18 protein-coding genes are annotated in these 16,215 nt (G+C 71.1%); 4 read left to right on the plus strand and 14 right to left on the minus strand.

Annotated features, from left to right (window positions below; translation table 11 throughout):
* Positions 1–31 precede the first annotated feature (31 nt).
* Positions 32–691: a potassium channel family protein gene (locus JW592_RS30690; RefSeq protein ID WP_209268541.1), complete on the plus strand. Its 660-nt coding sequence runs from the start codon at positions 32–34 to the stop codon at positions 689–691.
* Complete coding sequence (locus JW592_RS30695; RefSeq protein WP_209268542.1) at positions 688–1,347, plus strand: potassium channel family protein; 660 nt, start codon at positions 688–690, stop codon at positions 1,345–1,347. The genes JW592_RS30690 and JW592_RS30695 overlap by 4 nt, the downstream gene beginning before the upstream one ends.
* A gap of 28 nt (positions 1,348–1,375) precedes the next feature.
* Here JW592_RS30695 and JW592_RS30700 read toward each other — a convergent pair whose 3' ends face one another.
* The 8 genes from JW592_RS30700 to JW592_RS30735 all read right to left on the minus strand — a co-directional run bounded on the left by JW592_RS30700 (position 1,376) and on the right by JW592_RS30735 (position 9,404).
* A complete protein-coding gene (locus JW592_RS30700; RefSeq protein ID WP_209268543.1) occupies positions 1,376–2,359 on the minus strand; it encodes a DUF3048 domain-containing protein in 984 nt (327 codons plus the stop codon).
* Positions 2,360–2,492: 133 nt separating this feature from the next.
* Positions 2,493–3,242 carry a DUF3159 domain-containing protein gene (locus JW592_RS30705; protein ID WP_209268544.1) on the minus strand — a complete coding sequence of 250 codons (750 nt, stop codon included), beginning with the start codon at positions 3,240–3,242 and terminating at the stop codon, positions 2,493–2,495.
* A gap of 3 nt (positions 3,243–3,245) precedes the next feature.
* The gene (locus JW592_RS30710; protein WP_209268545.1) at positions 3,246–3,650 is read right to left on the minus strand and encodes an OB-fold nucleic acid binding domain-containing protein; all 405 of its coding nucleotides are present in this window, start codon (positions 3,648–3,650) and stop codon (positions 3,246–3,248) included.
* A gap of 184 nt (positions 3,651–3,834) precedes the next feature.
* On the minus strand, positions 3,835–4,521 hold the full coding sequence (locus JW592_RS30715) for a response regulator (protein ID WP_209268546.1): 687 nt from the start codon (positions 4,519–4,521) through the stop codon (positions 3,835–3,837).
* A 31-nt stretch (positions 4,522–4,552) separates the two neighbouring features.
* A complete protein-coding gene (locus tag JW592_RS30720) occupies positions 4,553–7,240 on the minus strand; it encodes an ATP-binding protein (protein ID WP_209268547.1) in 2,688 nt (895 codons plus the stop codon).
* 190 nt (positions 7,241–7,430) lie between these two features.
* Positions 7,431–8,231, minus strand: coding sequence for a DUF3710 domain-containing protein (locus JW592_RS30725; RefSeq protein ID WP_209268548.1), 801 nt, complete (start codon positions 8,229–8,231; stop codon positions 7,431–7,433).
* 1 nt (position 8,232) lies between these two features.
* Positions 8,233–8,805, minus strand: coding sequence for a dUTP diphosphatase (gene dut, locus JW592_RS30730; protein ID WP_209268549.1), 573 nt, complete (start codon positions 8,803–8,805; stop codon positions 8,233–8,235).
* Positions 8,802–9,404, minus strand: a complete 603-nt coding sequence (locus tag JW592_RS30735; protein ID WP_209268550.1) for a PaaI family thioesterase — start codon at positions 9,402–9,404, stop codon at positions 8,802–8,804. The genes dut and JW592_RS30735 overlap by 4 nt, the downstream gene beginning before the upstream one ends.
* 57 nt (positions 9,405–9,461) lie before the next feature.
* On the opposite strand from JW592_RS30735, the gene JW592_RS30740 reads away from it, so the two are divergent.
* The gene (locus JW592_RS30740) at positions 9,462–9,929 is read left to right on the plus strand and encodes a DUF3093 domain-containing protein (RefSeq protein WP_209268551.1); all 468 of its coding nucleotides are present in this window, start codon (positions 9,462–9,464) and stop codon (positions 9,927–9,929) included.
* A gap of 21 nt (positions 9,930–9,950) precedes the next feature.
* Here JW592_RS30740 and JW592_RS30745 read toward each other — a convergent pair whose 3' ends face one another.
* From JW592_RS30745 to JW592_RS30760, 4 genes are all read right to left on the minus strand, one after another.
* The gene (locus JW592_RS30745; RefSeq protein WP_209268552.1) at positions 9,951–10,727 is read right to left on the minus strand and encodes a hypothetical protein; all 777 of its coding nucleotides are present in this window, start codon (positions 10,725–10,727) and stop codon (positions 9,951–9,953) included.
* A gap of 18 nt (positions 10,728–10,745) precedes the next feature.
* Positions 10,746–11,045, minus strand: coding sequence for a DUF4193 domain-containing protein (locus JW592_RS30750; protein WP_209268553.1), 300 nt, complete (start codon positions 11,043–11,045; stop codon positions 10,746–10,748).
* A gap of 489 nt (positions 11,046–11,534) precedes the next feature.
* The gene (locus tag JW592_RS30755; protein ID WP_372446608.1) at positions 11,535–12,830 is read right to left on the minus strand and encodes a sensor histidine kinase; all 1,296 of its coding nucleotides are present in this window, start codon (positions 12,828–12,830) and stop codon (positions 11,535–11,537) included.
* Between the two features lie 5 nt (positions 12,831–12,835).
* Entirely contained in the window at positions 12,836–13,489 is a 654-nt protein-coding gene (locus JW592_RS30760; RefSeq protein WP_209268554.1) for a response regulator transcription factor, read from the minus strand.
* 338 nt (positions 13,490–13,827) lie between these two features.
* Between JW592_RS30760 and JW592_RS30765 the strand changes: the two genes are divergently transcribed.
* Complete coding sequence (locus JW592_RS30765; protein WP_019359798.1) at positions 13,828–13,989, plus strand: hypothetical protein; 162 nt, start codon at positions 13,828–13,830, stop codon at positions 13,987–13,989.
* A 100-nt stretch (positions 13,990–14,089) separates the two neighbouring features.
* Here JW592_RS30765 and JW592_RS30770 read toward each other — a convergent pair whose 3' ends face one another.
* Both JW592_RS30770 and JW592_RS30775 read right to left on the minus strand, forming a co-directional pair.
* Entirely contained in the window at positions 14,090–14,938 is an 849-nt protein-coding gene (locus JW592_RS30770) for an inositol monophosphatase family protein (protein ID WP_209268555.1), read from the minus strand.
* Positions 14,939–15,043: 105 nt separating this feature from the next.
* Positions 15,044–16,204 carry a ferrochelatase gene (locus JW592_RS30775; RefSeq protein ID WP_209268556.1) on the minus strand — a complete coding sequence of 387 codons (1,161 nt, stop codon included), beginning with the start codon at positions 16,202–16,204 and terminating at the stop codon, positions 15,044–15,046.
* Positions 16,205–16,215 lie beyond the last annotated feature (11 nt).

Below are 16,215 nucleotides of genomic sequence, written 5' to 3' on the forward strand. Positions count from 1 at the left end.
CGGCCCGCTGTACGGGACGAAGGGACGGGCGTTGCACATTGTGATCATGGGCTGCGGACGAGTAGGAGCGGAGCTCGCGCAGACCCTGGAGCGACAGGGCCACACGGTCGCGGTCATCGACCGTGACCCCACCGCATTCCGGCGCCTTGGCTCGGGCTTCGGCGGCCGCCGGGTCACAGGCATCGGCTTCGATCAGGACACCCTGCGCGAGGCCGGGATAGAGGAAGCGGGAGCGTTCGCCGCGGTCAGCAGCGGCGACAACTCCAACATCATCGCGGCCCGGGTGGCACGTGAGATGTTCGGCACAACGCACGTGGCCGCGCGGATCTACGACCCGCGGCGCGCCGAGGTCTACCAGCGGCTGGGCATCCCCACGGTGGCGACCGTCCGCTGGACCGCCGACCAGATGCTGCGCAGGCTGCTGCCGTCCGGCTCCGAGCCGCTGTGGCGCGACCCGAGCGGCACGGTGCAGCTCGCTGAGGTGCACACCTCCACCGCGTGGGTCGGCGAGCGCGTCAGCAGGCTCCAGGAGGAGGCGGGTGTGCGCATCGCCTTCCTCACCCGGCTGGGCGAGGCCATACTGCCCACGTCCCAAACAGTCCTCCAGGAAGGCGACCTGGTGCATGTGATGATGCGCTGCGACGAGGTCGCACGGGTCGAGGAAGTTTTCACTGGGGGGCCGGAGTCGTGAGGGTCGCTATTGCCGGAGCGGGCGCCGTGGGTCGCTCCATCGCGGGCGAACTGCTGGAGAACGGGCACGAGGTGCTGCTCATCGACAAGGCGCCGACGGCCATCTCGGTCGAGCGGGTGCCGCAGGCGGAGTGGCTGCTGGCGGACGCGTGCGAGATCACCTCGCTCGACGAGGCGGCGCTGGAGCGCTGCCATGTGGTGATCGCCGCGACGGGTGACGACAAGGTCAACCTGGTGGTCTCCCTGCTGGCCAAGACGGAGTACGGGGTGCCGCGGGTCGTGGCCCGGGTCAACAACCCGAAGAACGAGTGGCTGTTCAACGAGTCGTGGGGCGTGGATGTCGCCGTCTCGACGCCGCGCCTGATGTCGGCGCTGGTCGAGGAGGCGGTCAGCGTCGGCGACCTGGTGCGGCTGCTGCGCTTCTCGCAGGGTGACGCGAACCTCGTCGAGTTGACGCTGCCTCCGGAGTCACCCCTGGCCGGCACCCGGGTGGGCGATGTGAGCTGGCCGGAGGACACCTCGCTGGTGACGATCATCCGGGGCTCCCGGGTGCTGACACCGGACACGGACGACGTCCTTGAGGCGGGCGACGAACTGCTGTTCGTCGCAGCACCCGCACGCGAGGAACAGTTGGAGGAACTGCTCTCGGCACGCTGACAGCCTGCCCCTCCTCTCCCTCCCGGCTTCAGCCCTTCCGCTCCACCAGCGCGATCCACACCTGGCCGCGCGCGAAGCGCAGGCGGCGTCCTCCTTCCGCCTCGGTGAAGGTGGTGCCGCCGTTCGCCGAGGGCCGGGACCAGCGCGCCTCGTACTCCTTGCCGTCCCGCAGCACCAGCGCGTCGCCCGAGCCCACCGTCTCGGTGTACGGGGTGACGCTGCCGGAGCTGTCGTGGAAGCGGGAGGAGCGCACGGTCACGTACTGGATCACTACGGTGGCGGGCGCGAGCCGTCCTTCGCCGCGCGAGCGTGCCGGGGCGCCGTCCATCGCCACCAGCCAGCGGCGGCGGTCGGCGGACCAGGTGAAGGTGGTGCGGGCCGCGGGGTAGCGGACGGTCTCCTGGTCCGTGGCCCTGCCGCCCTTGGGCGCGGCGCCGAACCGGAAGCCGATGTCGCGGGGCGCGGAGGCGTCGTCGGCGGCCCGCTCGGCACGGCGGGCCTTGAGGTAGAGGTTGTGCGGGGCGCGGCGGCCGGGGTCGCGCTCGTAGCCGTCGCTCAGCTCGCCGGGTGACAGCAGGAGCACCGGTGCCGCCTCCAGGGTGGGCAGGAGCTTCCCCTGTACGCCGGAGAAGGCCAGCGCGGGCCGGTCGAACTGACGCAGCAGTTCGATGTCGGACTCGCGGGCGCTGCGGACGGGCCCGACTGTGGCAGGGATGTCGGAGGCGAAGACGGCGACTATGCGGCTGAGGCCCGCCTCGACCTGCTCGGTGTAGACGATGTCGGCGTGCTGGAGCCCGGTCTGCGGGCGCGCCGCGGCCACGTTGTCGACCTTCACGGCCAGTACGTGCTCGCCCGTGCGCCGCTCACCGGTGAACGGGGACGCGTCGTCGTCGCCACCGGGCCCGCAGGCGGCGGCGAGGAAGCCGCCGGTGCCGGCCGCCAGCGCGGTGCGTAGTACGGCTCTGCGGGGCACTCGGTGGGCGGGCTGCTCGGATCGGGTGGACTCTTCCATGCCGCATCGCCTCCGTCCCGCCGAGGGTAGCGGCCGCGGCCGGTGCGGAACCGGCGGACACACTCGCCGCGCCGCAAGCGCTCTTAGCGCAAGCGCTCAGCCCGCCCTCGCGGTCCACCCGTCCGGAGCCGTCTCAGGAATTGGTGGCCTTCGCTGCCGCCTTCTCAGCCTTGGCGGCCTCTTCCTCGGCTTCCATCTCCGCGATGACGTTGATCGGCGGCGGCGCCTTGGCCAGGAAGATCCAGGTGAGGTAGACCGCCAGCAGGAACGGCGGGATCTTCAGGATGACCGTCACCCAGCCGAACTGTGTGGTGTCGCCCCAGAAGTACAGCGGAAAGAGCACGGCGGACTTGCCGAGCAGGATGAACCCCCAGGCGTAACTCGCCTTGGTGTACGCCTTCTTACGGCCGGGGTTGCGCTTGCGCCAGGACAGGTTCTCCTTGAACACCGGGCCGAGCACCAGCCCGAGCAGGGGAACGCCTGCCAGCGAGGTGACGATGTAGGCGAGCGCCAGCCCGAGCGTGTAGAGCATGCCGGGCAGATAGAAGTCCTTGGCGTTCCCGGTCATCATCGCGAAGAGCACACCGAAGCCGACGCCGAAGATCCCGCTGAACGCGTGCTTGACGGTGTCCTTGCGCAGCAGCCGGACGACGACCATCACACCGGAGATCACCAGCGCGGTGATGGCGGCGAGGTGGATGTCCTTGTTCACCGTGTACATCGCGATGAACAGCAGACCGGGCACGGTCGTCTCGACCAGGCCCCGCACGCCGCCGAACGCCTCGAACAGCGCGGCTTCCGTCACCGCGTGCGATCCGGTCTCACCGGCCGGCCGACCGGCCGGCTCATCCGCTTCGGTCGTCCGCTTGTCGGGAGAGGTCACCCGCTACTCCTGTCCGAGGGGTCGCAGCTCGTATTTGGGGTTGAACAACACAGGACGGCCGTGGTTGACGGTGATCCGCCCCCAGGCGATCAGCTTGCGGCCCGGCTCGATCCCCGCGATGGAGCGGCGGCCCAGCCAGACGACATCCAGCGAGGCCGAGCCGTCGAACAGTTCGGCCTCCAGGGTGGGCACTCCGGCGCGTGGCCGCAGGGTCACGGTGCGCAGCGTACCCGTTACCCGCACCATCTCGCGGTCGGTGCATTCGGAGATGCGGGCACAGCCCGTGTCCTCGGATTCCTCACGCAGCTCGGCCGAGCGCAGGTCCTCCTCCGAGGAGGAGAGCCGTTCCAGGAACCTCCGGAACCGCCCCCTTCCCGTGCCCCGCTGCTCTCGGGTGGCGCCAGTCATAACCGCCAGGGTACCGCCGGACGGCGGGCAGTCTCCCCTGCAGGTGCCCCACTCGTCCGGGGCAATCCGGCCACCGGAACCCCCGCCATCCTCACCTCTCGAACCGATACCCCATCCCCGCCTCCGTCACGCTGCATCCCCCGGGGGGACAACCCCCGGACCCCCGGCCGGAACCCCACCATCCTCACCTCTCGAACCGATACCCCATCCCCGCCTCCGTAACGAAGTGCCGGGGGTGTGCGGGGTCGGCTTCCAGTTTGCGGCGGAGCTGGGCCATGTAGACGCGCAGATAGTTGGTCTCGGTGCCGTACGAGGGCCCCCAGACCTCCTTCAGGAGCTGCTTCTGGCTCACCAGCCGTCCGGGGTTGCGCACCAGGACCTCCAGCAGGTGCCACTCGGTGGGGGTCAGCCGTACGTCGCCGCCGTCGCGGTGGACCTTCTTCGCCGCCAGGTCGACGGTGAAGGAGTCGGTCTCGATGACGCCCGCACCGTCCGGCATCCCCGCCGGGGGCTCGGCGCGCCGGACAGCCGCGCGCAGCCGCGCGAGCAGTTCGTCCATGCCGAACGGCTTGGTGACGTAGTCGTCGGCCCCCGCGTCCAGCGCCTCGACCTTCTCGTCCGAGGTCTGCCGCGCGGAGAGCACCAGGATCGGTATCCGGGTCCAGCCGCGGATGCCGCGGATGACGTCCACGCCGTCCATGTCGGGCAGGCCGAGGTCCAGGACGATGGCGTCGGGGTGCCGGTCGGCGGCGAGGCGCAGCGCGGTCGCGCCGTCGTGCGCGGCCTCCACCTCGTACTTGCGTGCCTTGAGGTTGATCACGAGGGCGCGGACGATCTGCGGTTCGTCGTCGACCACGAGCACCCGGTGCATGCTGGTTTCCTCTCGATTCCGTTGTGGCCGCTCAGGCGCCGGAGCGCTGCGGCTGGGGACGCGGCACGGGCCGGGGCGGGCCCGACTGCGGGGAGCCCGGCTGCGGCGGGGCCTGTGCGCCGGTCCGTGCGGACGGGCGGGCGCGTACGGGCCCGCGGCCGTGCGCCGCGCACAGGGTGAGCACCATGGTCATCCCGCCGCCCGGGGTGTCCTCGGCCTCCAGGGTGCCGCCCATCGCCTCGGCGAAGCCGCGGGCGACGGCGAGGCCGAGCCCGACGCCGGCGCCACCGGGGGCGTCGCCGTAGCGCTGGAAGGGCTCGAAGATGCGGTCCTTGTCGCTGTCGGGCACACCGGGACCGCGGTCGGTGACGCGGACCTCGACCCGGTCGGCCAGCGCGCTCGCCCGCACCAGCACCTTCTTGCCCTCCGGGCTGTACTTGACCGCGTTCTCCACCAGGTTGGCGACGGTCCGCTCCAGCAGCCCGGGGTCGACGGCGATCAGCGGCAGCGCCTCGGCGACGGCCAGCCGCACACTGCCGTCGGGCACTCCACCCAGCGCCTTGGGCACGACCTCTTCCAGGCTGATGTCCTTGATGTGCGGCTTGACGGTGCCGGTCTGCAGCCTGGACATGTCCAGCAGGTTGCCCACGAGGTTGTCCAGCTTGTCCGCGCCCTCCTCGATGGCCCGCAGCAGCTCCGCCTCGTCCTCCGCCGACCACTCGACATCGCCCGAGCGCAGCGAGGAGACGGACGCCTTGATGGCGGCCAGCGGGGTGCGCAGATCGTGCGAGACCGCGGCCAGCAGCGCGGTGCGGATGCGGTTGCCCTCGGCCAGCTCGCGGGCCTGTTCGGCCTCGCCCAGCAGGCGCTGCCGGTCCAGCGCTCCGACGGCCTGCGCGGCGAAGGCGGCGAGCACCCGGCGGTCCTCGGCGGGCAGTACCCGCCCGGAGAGCACCAGCATCATGTTGTCGCCGACGGGCATGTCGGTGTCGCCGTCCTCGGGGGTGGCCGGCCGCCTGCCGGACGCGGTGGTGCCGACGCTGCCGGCGCAGGTCCAGGCGGACCGCTCGTCGGCCCGCTCCAGCAGCGCCACACAGTCCATGGCGAAGGTCTCGCGCACCCGCTCCAGCAGCGCGTCCAGGCTGGGCCAGGCGCCGGGAGTGCCGGTGCCATGGCGGCTCTCGCCACGCAGCACGCTGCCGGCCAGGGTGGAGAGGATCTCCGATTCGGCGCGCAACCTGGCCGCCTGCTGAGTGCGGCGGGCCGCCAGGTCGACGACCGATGCGACAGCGACGGCCACGGCGAAGAAGACGGCGAGCGAGACGATGTTGCGGCCGTCGCTGATGGTCCAGGTGCGGACGGGTTCGGTGAAGTAGTAGTTCATCAGCGCCGAGCACACGGCGGCCGAGGCCAGCGCGGGCAGCAGCCCGCCCACCAGTCCGGCGGCCACGGTCAGCACCAGGAAGAGCAGGACGTCGTTGGTGAAGCCGATGCCGGGGTCACCGGCCAGCATCAGGAACGTCAGCAGCGAGGGGGCCGCGAAGGCGGTCAGCCAGCCGGCGCCGACGCGTCCCGTACCCAGCCGGGCGGTGCGCGCCCCGGGCAGGCCGCGGCCCTTGGCGACCTCCTCATGGGTGACGATGTGCACGTCCAGGTCCGGGCCCGAGTCCCGGGCCACGGTGGCGCCGACCCCGGGGCCGAAGATGTACTGCCACGTCTTGCGGCGCGAGGAGCCGAGCACGATCTGCGTGGCGTTGACGCCGCGCGCGAACTCCAGCAGCGCCTGGGGAACGTCGTCCCCGATGACGTGGTGGTAGGTGCCGCCCAGGTCCTCGACGAGGGTGCGCTGGCCGGCGAGTTCCTTCGGGGAGGCCGAGGTGAGGCCGTCGGCCCGGGAGATGTGGACGGCCAGGAGCTCGCTGCCCGAGCCCTTGGCCGCCATCCGGGAGGCGCGGCGGATGAGGGTGCGCCCTTCGGGCCCGCCGGTGAGGCCGACGACGATCCGCTCGCGGGCCTGCCAGGTGGAACGTATGCGGTGCTCGGAGCGGTACTGCTGGAGGTATTCGTCGACCCGGTCGGCCGTCCACAGCAGTGCGAGCTCGCGCAGGGCCGTCAGGTTGCCGGGGCGGAAGTAGTTGGAGAGCGCGGCGTCGACCTTGTCCGGCGCGTAGATGTTGCCGTGCGCCATCCGGCGGCGCAGCGACTGCGGCGACATGTCGACCAGCTCGATCTGGTCGGCTCGCCGCACCACCTCGTCCGGCACGGTCTCGCGCTGCCGTACGCCGGTGATCGACTCGACCACGTCACCGAGCGACTCCAGATGCTGGATGTTGACGGTGGAGACGACGTCGATCCCGGCCGCCAGCAGCTCCTCCACGTCCTGCCAGCGCTTGGCGTTCCGCGAGCCGGGCACATTGGTGTGGGCCAGCTCGTCCACGACGGCCACGGCGGGGCGGCGTGCGAGCACCGCGTCGGAGTCCATCTCGGTGAGCACGGCACCGCGGTAGGTGATCTCCCGGCGCGGGATCTGTTCGAGCCCGTGCAGCAGCACCTCGGTACGCGGCCGGTCGTGGTGCTCGACGAACCCGACCACCACGTCGGTGCCCCGCTCCACCCGGCGGTGCGCCTCGGACAGTACGGCGTACGTCTTGCCGACGCCGGGCGCAGCGCCGAGGAAGACCCGCAGTCGGCCCCGCCGCGGTTGTGCTCCAGACGACATGCCTCCCATTGTCACCGCTCCCGGGGCGCGACCGGCCGCCGAAGGGCAGCGGGGACGTCAGAGTTCCGTATGGATCTCGGACGGCGGCGGTCCGACCAGGCCGGAGGCGGAGCAGGAGCGCGACGGCGGCCGGGCCCGTGACAGGACCCGGCCGCCGATGGTCTGTGCGCCGCAGCGGGTGCGCAGCGCGCTACCGGACCTCGGAGATCTCCGGTCCGCGCTGGAGCTTGTCCAGGCCGCCCGCGAACCGGGAGCCCTCCTCGACCGTCTCCTGCTGCACACCGTCCGGCACCATCTGCGCGTCCTCCGGCAGCTTGAGGACGATGGGGTCACGCGGAGCCATCGGCCCGTCGCCGCGCACCACGACCGTGTCCCGGAAGATCTGCTCCAGCACCCCCGCGGCCTGCGGCTGCACCGCGCCCTGGCCCGAGATCACACCCCGCAGGAACCACCGCGGGCCGTCCACGCCGACGAACCGTACGACCTGGACGCCGCCGGTGCCGTCGGGCAGCTGCACCGGCACCTGGGCCCGCAGCTCCCAGCCGAGGGGGCCCTCGACCTCGTCGATGACGCCGCCCTGCTGGGTGATGCCGGAGGCGATCTCCTCGCGCACCTCGTCCCAGATGCCCTCGCGCTTGGGCGCGGCGAAGCCCTGGAGCTGGACGGCGCTGTCCTGGAGCACGACGGTCGCCGCGACGATCGCGTCGCCCGCGACCTCGACCCGCAGCTCCATTCCCTCGACGCCGGGGATGAACAGGCCGCCCAGATCGACCCGTCCGGAGGCGGGCTCGGTGACCTCTTCGATGTCCCAGGGGCCGTCCGGCCGGGGCGCCGGAGGCAGCTTGACGCGGGTCTCGCCGGTCTCGGCCATGTCACCGGAGTCGGCTTCCACACTGTCCTGCGGCTCGTCCTGGCCGTCCTGTTCCGTCTCGAACTCGTCCGAGGTGCCCTTCTGGGGCGTTTCGCTCTTCTTGCGACGACGTCCGAACACGTCACTGTCCTCTCAGGTCGGAAGCTCGATCGGCACCGACCGCAACGTAATCCTTCTGCTGTGCGGCTGTCTGCCGGGTGGCGCCCGGCTCGTCGGCGGAGGCTGTCCGCTGGGCCGGGCCGGCTGCCGCGTGACCGCCCGTGGAGCCGAATCCACCCGTGTCCCGTGCCGAGCCGGGCAGCTCCTCAACCTCGCGGAAACGCACCTTCTCCACCTGCTGGACGACAAGTTGGGCGATACGGTCGAACCGCTCGAACCGCACAGCCTCGCGCGGATCCAGATTGGCCACGATCACCTTGATCTCACCACGGTACCCGGCATCCACCGTTCCCGGTGCATTCACCAGCGAGACGCCGCAGCGGGCCGCGAGACCGGAACGCGGGTGAACGAACGCGGCGTAGCCGTCCGGGAGGGCGATGGAGACCCCGGTCGGCAGCACGGCCCGCTCCCCCGGTGCCAGCTGTGCGCTCCGGGTGGTCACCAGATCACAGCCGGCGTCGCCGGGGTGCTGGTAGGAGGGCACCGGCACCTCGGGGTCGACGCGGCGCAGCAGTACCTCGACGCTCTCGTTCACGGGTTCACCTCGAAGGCACGTGCGCGCCTGATCTGGTCGGGGTCGTCCATGGCCGCGCGGATCTCCTCCTCACGGCCGTTCTCGATGAAGTGCTCGACCTTCACCTCGATGAAGAGGGCGTCGGCACGCACGGCAACCGGCCCGTCGGGACCGCCGATCCTGCCGGTGGCCGTGGAGTAGATCTTGCGCCCGTGCACCGCGGTGACATGCGCCTCGATGTGCAGCAGCGTGTCCAGCGGGACGGGTTGCAGGAAGTCGGTCTCCAGCCGGCCCGTCACGGCGATCACATGCATCAGCCAGCCCAGCGAGCCCAACGTCTCGTCCAGCGCGGTGGTCAGCACCCCGCCGTGCGCGAGCCCGGGAGCACCCTGGTGGGCGGGCTGCACGGTGAACTCCGCTGTGACGCTGACGCCTTCACCGGCCCGCGCCGCCAAGTGCAGACCGTGCGGCTGTCCCCCGCCGCAGCCGAAGCACATCTCGTAGTGGGCGCCCAGCGGCTCGCCGGGCGCGGGAGCCTCGGGATGGCGGACCGGAGGGACGGCGTCGGGCGGCGGCACCAGCGAGGACTTCGGGGGACCGGGGGGATTGACTGCACTCACGGGTGCAGACCTTACCGCCGTGCGGGCTGCGAAGCGGCGCCGTGCCAAGCTGGACGCATGGTTTCCGCGCCCCCGCCCTACGACGAACGCCTGACCGCTCCCCGGTCCTGGTGGCTGATCGCCGCCGGTCTCGGTGTGGCGTGCGCACTGGTGCTGTTCCCCTTCGGCCCGCTGCCGCTGCTGTGCGGGCTGGTGGGCGGTACCGCGCTGGCGGCGGTGTGTGTGAGCGCGTACGGCGGCGTCCGGGTGCGTGTGGTGGCGGGCTCGCTGGTCGCGGGTGAGGCGCGTATCCCCGTCTCGGCGCTGGGCGAGGCCGAGCCGCTGGACGCTCAGGAGGCGCGCGCGTGGCGTACGTACAAGGCGGACACCCGCGCGCACATGGTGCTGCGCGGCTACGTCCCGACGGCGGTGCGGATACCGGTGACCGACCCCGGTGACCCGACACCGTACGTCTACGTCTCCACCCGGCACCCGGAGCGGCTGGCCGCGGCGCTGCGCGCCGCCCGTGAGGCTTCCGCGTCCTAGCCCTGGGGCCGTCCCGGGGGCCTAGGGTCCTGGAGGCGGGCCGGTCCGCAGGTCGGCGCGGATGCGTTCGGCGAGCTTCGCGGTCTCCCGGTGATTGGCGAAGGCGCCGACGGCGGCTCCTATCAGGAACGGCGTGAGGTTCGGCAGATTGCGCAGCGTGCGCTTGGTGATCTGCTGCCGCAGACGGTTGCGGAGCTCCCCGCCCATCGCCACGCTCACAGTGGCGGGCCGGGTGAGCTCGATGCCCCGCTCGGAGGCCCAGGACCCCAGGTAGGCGGTGGCACGCTCGCGGGCGTTGCCGGGCGCGCGGCGGCCGTAGACCTCGTGGAGCTCGGCGATCAGCTTGAGCTCGACGCCGGCGACGCCGACGATCTCGGCGGCCAGCTCGGCCGGCATGGCGGGCGGCACCGGCAGCATGGCGGCGGCGCCGACTCCGGCGCCCACGGTCGCGGAGCCTTTGGTGGCTCCCGCGACCAGTTTGTCGGCCAGCTCCTCGGTGCCAAGCCCCGGGAACTGCGTGTGGAGTGTCTCCAGATCCCGCACCGGCACACGCGGCGCGGTCTCGATGATGCGCTCGGCGACGACGTGCAGAAAGACCCGGGCACGGCGCCCCCCGGCACGCCACAGGCCCACCCTGCCGCGCCGGTCTTCGCCCCCGCTCCCGTTCCGGTCGCCTCCGGGCAGCGTGGTCAGTGCTGTGCCGCCCGTGTGCGGCTCGGGGCCGCCCTGGTACGGCACGAGCGAGGCCGACCGGTCATGAGGACCTCGCTCGTCGTCACGTGCGCCTTCGACCGCCACGAGCAGTCGGTCCGCTCGTCAGGCCGCGCAGTCGCGGCAGATCGGCTGACCGTCCTTCTCCGCGGCGAGCTGCGAGCGGTGGTGCACCAGGAAGCAGCTCATGCAGGTGAACTCGTCCGCCTGGCGGGGCAGCACCCTCACCGACAGCTCCTCGTTGGAGAGGTCGGCACCGGGCAGCTCAAGACCCTCGGCCTGCTCGAACTCGTCCACGTCGACATTGGACGCGGACTTGTCGTTCCGCCGGGCCTTCAGCTCCTCGATGCTGTCTTCGTTGACGTCTTCGTCGGTCTTGCGTGGAGTGTCGTAATCCGTAGCCATTGTCGCTCTCCCCCTCTGGGTGTCTGTGGTGTCTCCAGCGCACGTAACGCGTGAGAGGCCGGACTTGTGCCCGGCCTGAGGCGGAGATTTTGCCTCACATCAAGGTCTGTTACTCAATCGACACCCAACCGCACCCCTGAAGAGGTGATCATGTCGGTTGTCGAGGAGGACCATAAACGGTCCCCGGTTGTGCTCCACACACGCCATCCGGGGTACTGCCCACGATCTCCACCTGCGGAAACCTGGACTTTCCGGGATTTGTTCCCGTCCTGTGGCCACAGTGCGTACCCCTTGGAAAATTCGTATGTGTGATCGATCACAGCTCGGCCGTAGGCGGTGCGAAGCCGTGAATTCCGCATATAGCGAACGACATTCTGGCTACGTCGAGCTGTTCTCAGTCACTCTTCGTCACCTCCATGTCTCTCGCCCTCGCTCACTCCTGCCACGGCCTCACCGAGCGCCGCGGTCCCGCACGGCTTCCGCGCCCTCTCACAGCGGCAACGTCACCCGCATAACCAGACCGCCGTCCTCGCGCGGCACGGCCGAGACCGCGCCGCCGTGCGCCCGCGCCACCGAGCGCACGATCGACAACCCGAGCCCGACGCCCTTGTCGCTGCCCGTCCGCTCCGTGCGAAGACGCCGGAACGGCTCGAAGAGGTTGTCCACCTCATAGGCCGGTACCACCGGCCCGGTGTTCTCGACGACCAGCACCGCCTGCCCCGGCTGGGCCTCGGTACTGACCGACACCCAGCCGCCTTCCCGCACGTTGTAGCGCACGGCATTCTGCACCAGATTCAGTGCGACGCGCTCCAGGAGTACCCCGTTGCCCTGGACATATGTGGGCTGCCGCACTCCGCGCAACTCGACACCCCTGCTTTCGGCCTCCCCACGCGCCTGTTCGACCGCCTGCGAGGCCACCTCTGCCAGGTCCACCGGCTTGCGGTCCACCAGCTCGTTCTCGCTCCGCGCCAGCAGCAGCAGGCCCTCCACGAGCTGCTCACTGCGCTCGTTGGTGGCCAGCAGCGTCTTGGCCAGTTGCTGCAGCTCAGGCGAGGCGTCCGGGTCGGCGAGCTGCACCTCCAGCAGCGTGCGGTTGATCGCCAGCGGGGTGCGCAGCTCGTGCGAGGCGTTGCCGACGAAACGCTGCTGGGCGGTGAAGGCGCGCTCCAGGCGGTCCAGCATCTCGTCGAAGGTGTCCGCCAGCTCCTTGAGCTCGTCGTCCGGACCCTCCAGCTCGATCCGCTTGTGCAGATCGGAGCCGGCCACCTGTCGAGCCGTACGAGTGATACGGCCCAGCGGTGAGAGCACCCGGCCGGCCATCACATAGCCGAAGGCGAAAGCGGCCACGGCCAGCCCGAGCAGGGCCAGCAGCGAGCGGCGCAGCAGCCCGTCGAGCGCCATCCTGCGCTGCGCCTCCGCGCACGCCGACAGACGCTGCATGAACACATCGCTGGGCAGCGTCCCCGTCAGCCCCGGACAGCGGTCCGAGGTCGGCTGCGCGTTTCCGTTGAGGATGCGGAACGGAAGCTGGCTGGCGTCGTCCAGAGCCTGTGCCGCCAGCAGATAGATGATCGTCAGCAGCAGCATGCCCGCGATCAGGAACATACCGCCGTACAGCAGCGTGAGCCTTATCCGGATGGTGGGCCGCAGCCAGGGCGAGGAGCGCGGTGTCTCGCGCGGGTCCCAGCTCGGCTTGGGCGGGGCCGACGGCATCTGACCGTGGCCCGGGCCGCCGCTGCCGCCCGCGCCCGGGCCGGCCCCCGTGGGGGAGGATGAGGAAGCCATCGGCGTCAGATCCGGTACCCAGCGCCGGGCACGGTCACGATCACCGGCGGCTCACCGAGCTTGCGGCGCAGCGTCATCACCGTCACGCGCACCACATTGGTGAACGGGTCGGTGTTCTCGTCCCACGCCTTCTCCAGCAGCTGCTCCGCGGAGACGACGGTTCCCTCCCCGCGCATCAGCACCTCCAGTACGGCGAACTCCTTGGGCGCCAGCTGGATCTCCCGGCCGTCCCTGAAGACCTCACGGCGGCCGGGGTCGAGCCGGATACCGGCCCGCTCCAGCACCGGCGGCAGCGCCGTGGTGGTGCGCCGTCCCAGCGCGCGCACCCGGGCCGTCAGTTCCGAGAAGGCGAAGGGCTTGGGCAGGTAGTCGTCGGCGCCCAGCTCCAGGCCCTCCACCCGGTCGCTGACGTCCCCCGAGGCGGTGAGCATCAGCACCCGGGTGGGCAGACCGAGCTGGACGATCCGCCGGCAGACGTCGTCACCGTGGACGACCGGCAAGTCGCGGTCGAGTACGACCACGTCGTAGTCGTTGACGTCGATGCGCTCCTGCGCTGCCGCGCCGTCGTAGACCACATCGACGGCCATGGCCTCCCTGCGGAGGCCCGTCGCCACGGCATCGGCGAGCAGCTGCTCGTCCTCGACGACGAGTACGCGCACGGCGCTTTTCCTTCCCTGGGTACGGATGGACTCCCCTGGACACGCAAGGGGGATCGTTGCTCTCCATCGTGCCTCGACCCCCGGTAAATCGGCGGTAAGAGCCGAGGTGAGAGGGTGGGGAGGGACTCCGGCACGGGACCGTGGCACTTTTTCAGGGCGCTTGAGGTTTCTCTGAGGTTCCCGTTGGGGAGGACCTGAGCACCACCCACGATCACGCCCTGTGCGCAGCGTGCCACGACGTATCGCTGACGCGAGTCCGGGGACCACGCCGTGATCGGGGAAGCACCACAATCCCTCGGCACACCCCGTGCCACCGACCCGCGACGAGGGGGCACACCATGGACGCATTCACCGCAGGCATCCTGCAGCGTATACGGACCACCGAGTCCGACCTGCACCGCGCACGTGAATCGGGCGACGACTTCCTCGTGGACGTCGAGCAGTCGGAACTGGAAGACCTCCGCCGTCTCGCCGCCGAACACGGCGTACAGGTCGCCTGACGGCGCGCTTCGCACAACCGACGGTGCGGCCCCCGACCCGGGGGCCGCACCTTTTTGTACCCCGTCAGGGGCGCGTTCTTGCCTCCAGAGGCGCGCCCTACTAGTCGTGCCAGGCGCCCAGCCGTTCCAGCAGCGGCTGGAGGGCGTCGAAGACGCCGGGCGAGGCGGCGATGGTGAGGTCACCGTCGGCGGGCGTACCGGGCCGGCCGCCTGTGACGGCGCCCGCCTCCCGTGCGATGAGCTCCCCCGCGGCGAGGTCCCAGGGGTTGAGGCCGCGCTCGTAGAAGCCGTCGAGTCGTCCGGTGGCCACATCGCACAGGTCGATGGCGGCCGAGCCGCCCCGGCGGATGTCCCGCACCCTGGGAACGAGCTCCTGGGCAACGGCTGCCTGCGCGACCCGCCGCTCGGTGACGTATCCGAAGCCGGTGCCGATCAGCGCCTGCTCCAGCGGCGGCGAGGGGCGGCACCGCAGCCGGTGCCCGTCCAGGAAGGCGCCCTGCCCGCTGACCGCGTGCCAGGTCTCCCCGCGCACCGGGGCCGCCACGACGCCGACAACGCGCTCGCCGTGGAACTCGGCGGCGATGGAGACGGCCCAGTCGGGGCGTCCATACAGGTAGTTGACGGTGCCGTCGACCGGGTCGATCACCCAGCGGACTCCGGAGCTGCCGGTACTGGAGGCGCCCTCCTCGCCGAGGAAGCCGTCGTGCGGGCGGTGCTCGGTGAGGAAGCCGGTGATCAGCTTCTCGGAGGCCAGGTCCATCTCGGTGACCACGTCGATGGGGCTGGTCTTGGTCGCGGCGACGCCCAGGTCGGCGGGGCGGCCGTCCCGCAGCAGGGCGCCCGCGCGGGTCGCGGCCTCCTGGGCGAGGGTGAGCAGTTCGGCCTTGAGCGCGTCGTCGGCGGGCTCGGACGCGGACTGCGAGGTGTCGGACCGCGAGGTGTCAGTCACTTTTGTCGCTGCTCCAGTCGGTACGTGTGTGCGGGTGTATGTGTGTGTCGTTGGACGGTGCACGGCCTCCCAGGGCCAGAGCGTCCTCACAGGCCCCGAGCGTCCTCACAGGGCCGGAGCGTCGGCGCCGGCCGCCGCCGGCTTGGGTGTCCGCGCCGGACAGCAGCCGACGGGGCACACATCGTGGCTCGGGCCCAGTGCGCCCAGCGCGCACCGTGCGGGCTGCTCGCCCCGCTCACTCGCGGCTCTCTCCAGCACCAGGTCCCGAACCGCCGCTGCGAATCGGGGGTCGGCGCCGACGGTGGGCGAACGGCGCGCCGGCAGCCCCAGCTCGGCGGCCTTGGCCATGGCTTCGGTGTCCAGGTCGTAGCGGACCTCCATATGGTCGGAGACGAACCCGATCGGCACCATGACCACGCCCGGCACCCCCTGCCCGTGCAGCTCCTCCAGGTGGTCGCAGATGTCCGGCTCCAGCCACGGGACCGACGGCGAGCCGCTGCGCGACTGGTAGACGAGGCTGAAGGGGTGCTGCCTTCCGGTGCGCTCCCGGACGGCCTCGGTGATCAGCGCTGCCACGTCGCGGTGTTGTGCCACATAGGCGCCGCCTTCGCCGTGTGCCTCGACCGGGCCCGAGGTGTCGGCCGCGGCGACGGGGATGGAGTGGGTGGTGAAGGCGAGGTGGGCCCCCTCGCGCACCTGCGCCGGGAGGTCCTCCAGACAGGCGAGTACGCCGTCCACGACGGGCTCGATGAAGCCCGGGTGGTTGAAGTAGTGCCGCAGTTTGTCCACCCGTGGCGGACGCAGCCCCTCGTCCCGGAGGGCGGCCAGCGACTCGGCCAGGTTCTCGCGGTACTGGCGGCAGCCCGAGTAGGACGCGTACGCGCTCGTGGCCAGTACGAGGACCCGCTGGTGTCCGTCACGCGCCATCTCGCGCAGCGCGTCGGTGAGATACGGAGTCCAGTTGCGGTTGCCCCAGTAGACCGGCAGGTCGAGGCCGTGCTCGGCGAAGTCGTCGCGGAGCGCAGTCAGCAGCGTCCGGTTCTGCTCGTTGATGGGGCTGATTCCGTCGAAGAGGTAGTAGTGCTGCCCCACCTCTTCGAGCCGCTCGGTGGGGATGCCTCGTCCCCGGGTGACGTTCTGCAGGAACGGGACGACGTCCTCGCGTCCTTCGGGACCGCCGAAGGACAGCAGCAGGAGTGCGTCGTAGGGCGCCGGAGAGGCGTCCGGCTCGGAGCCGGAAGATTCGGTGGGGAGCGCATCGGACATGTCTCGATCCT

The organism is Streptomyces spirodelae (assembly GCF_017676385.1).
GTDB lineage: Bacteria > Actinomycetota > Actinomycetes > Streptomycetales > Streptomycetaceae > Streptomyces > Streptomyces spirodelae.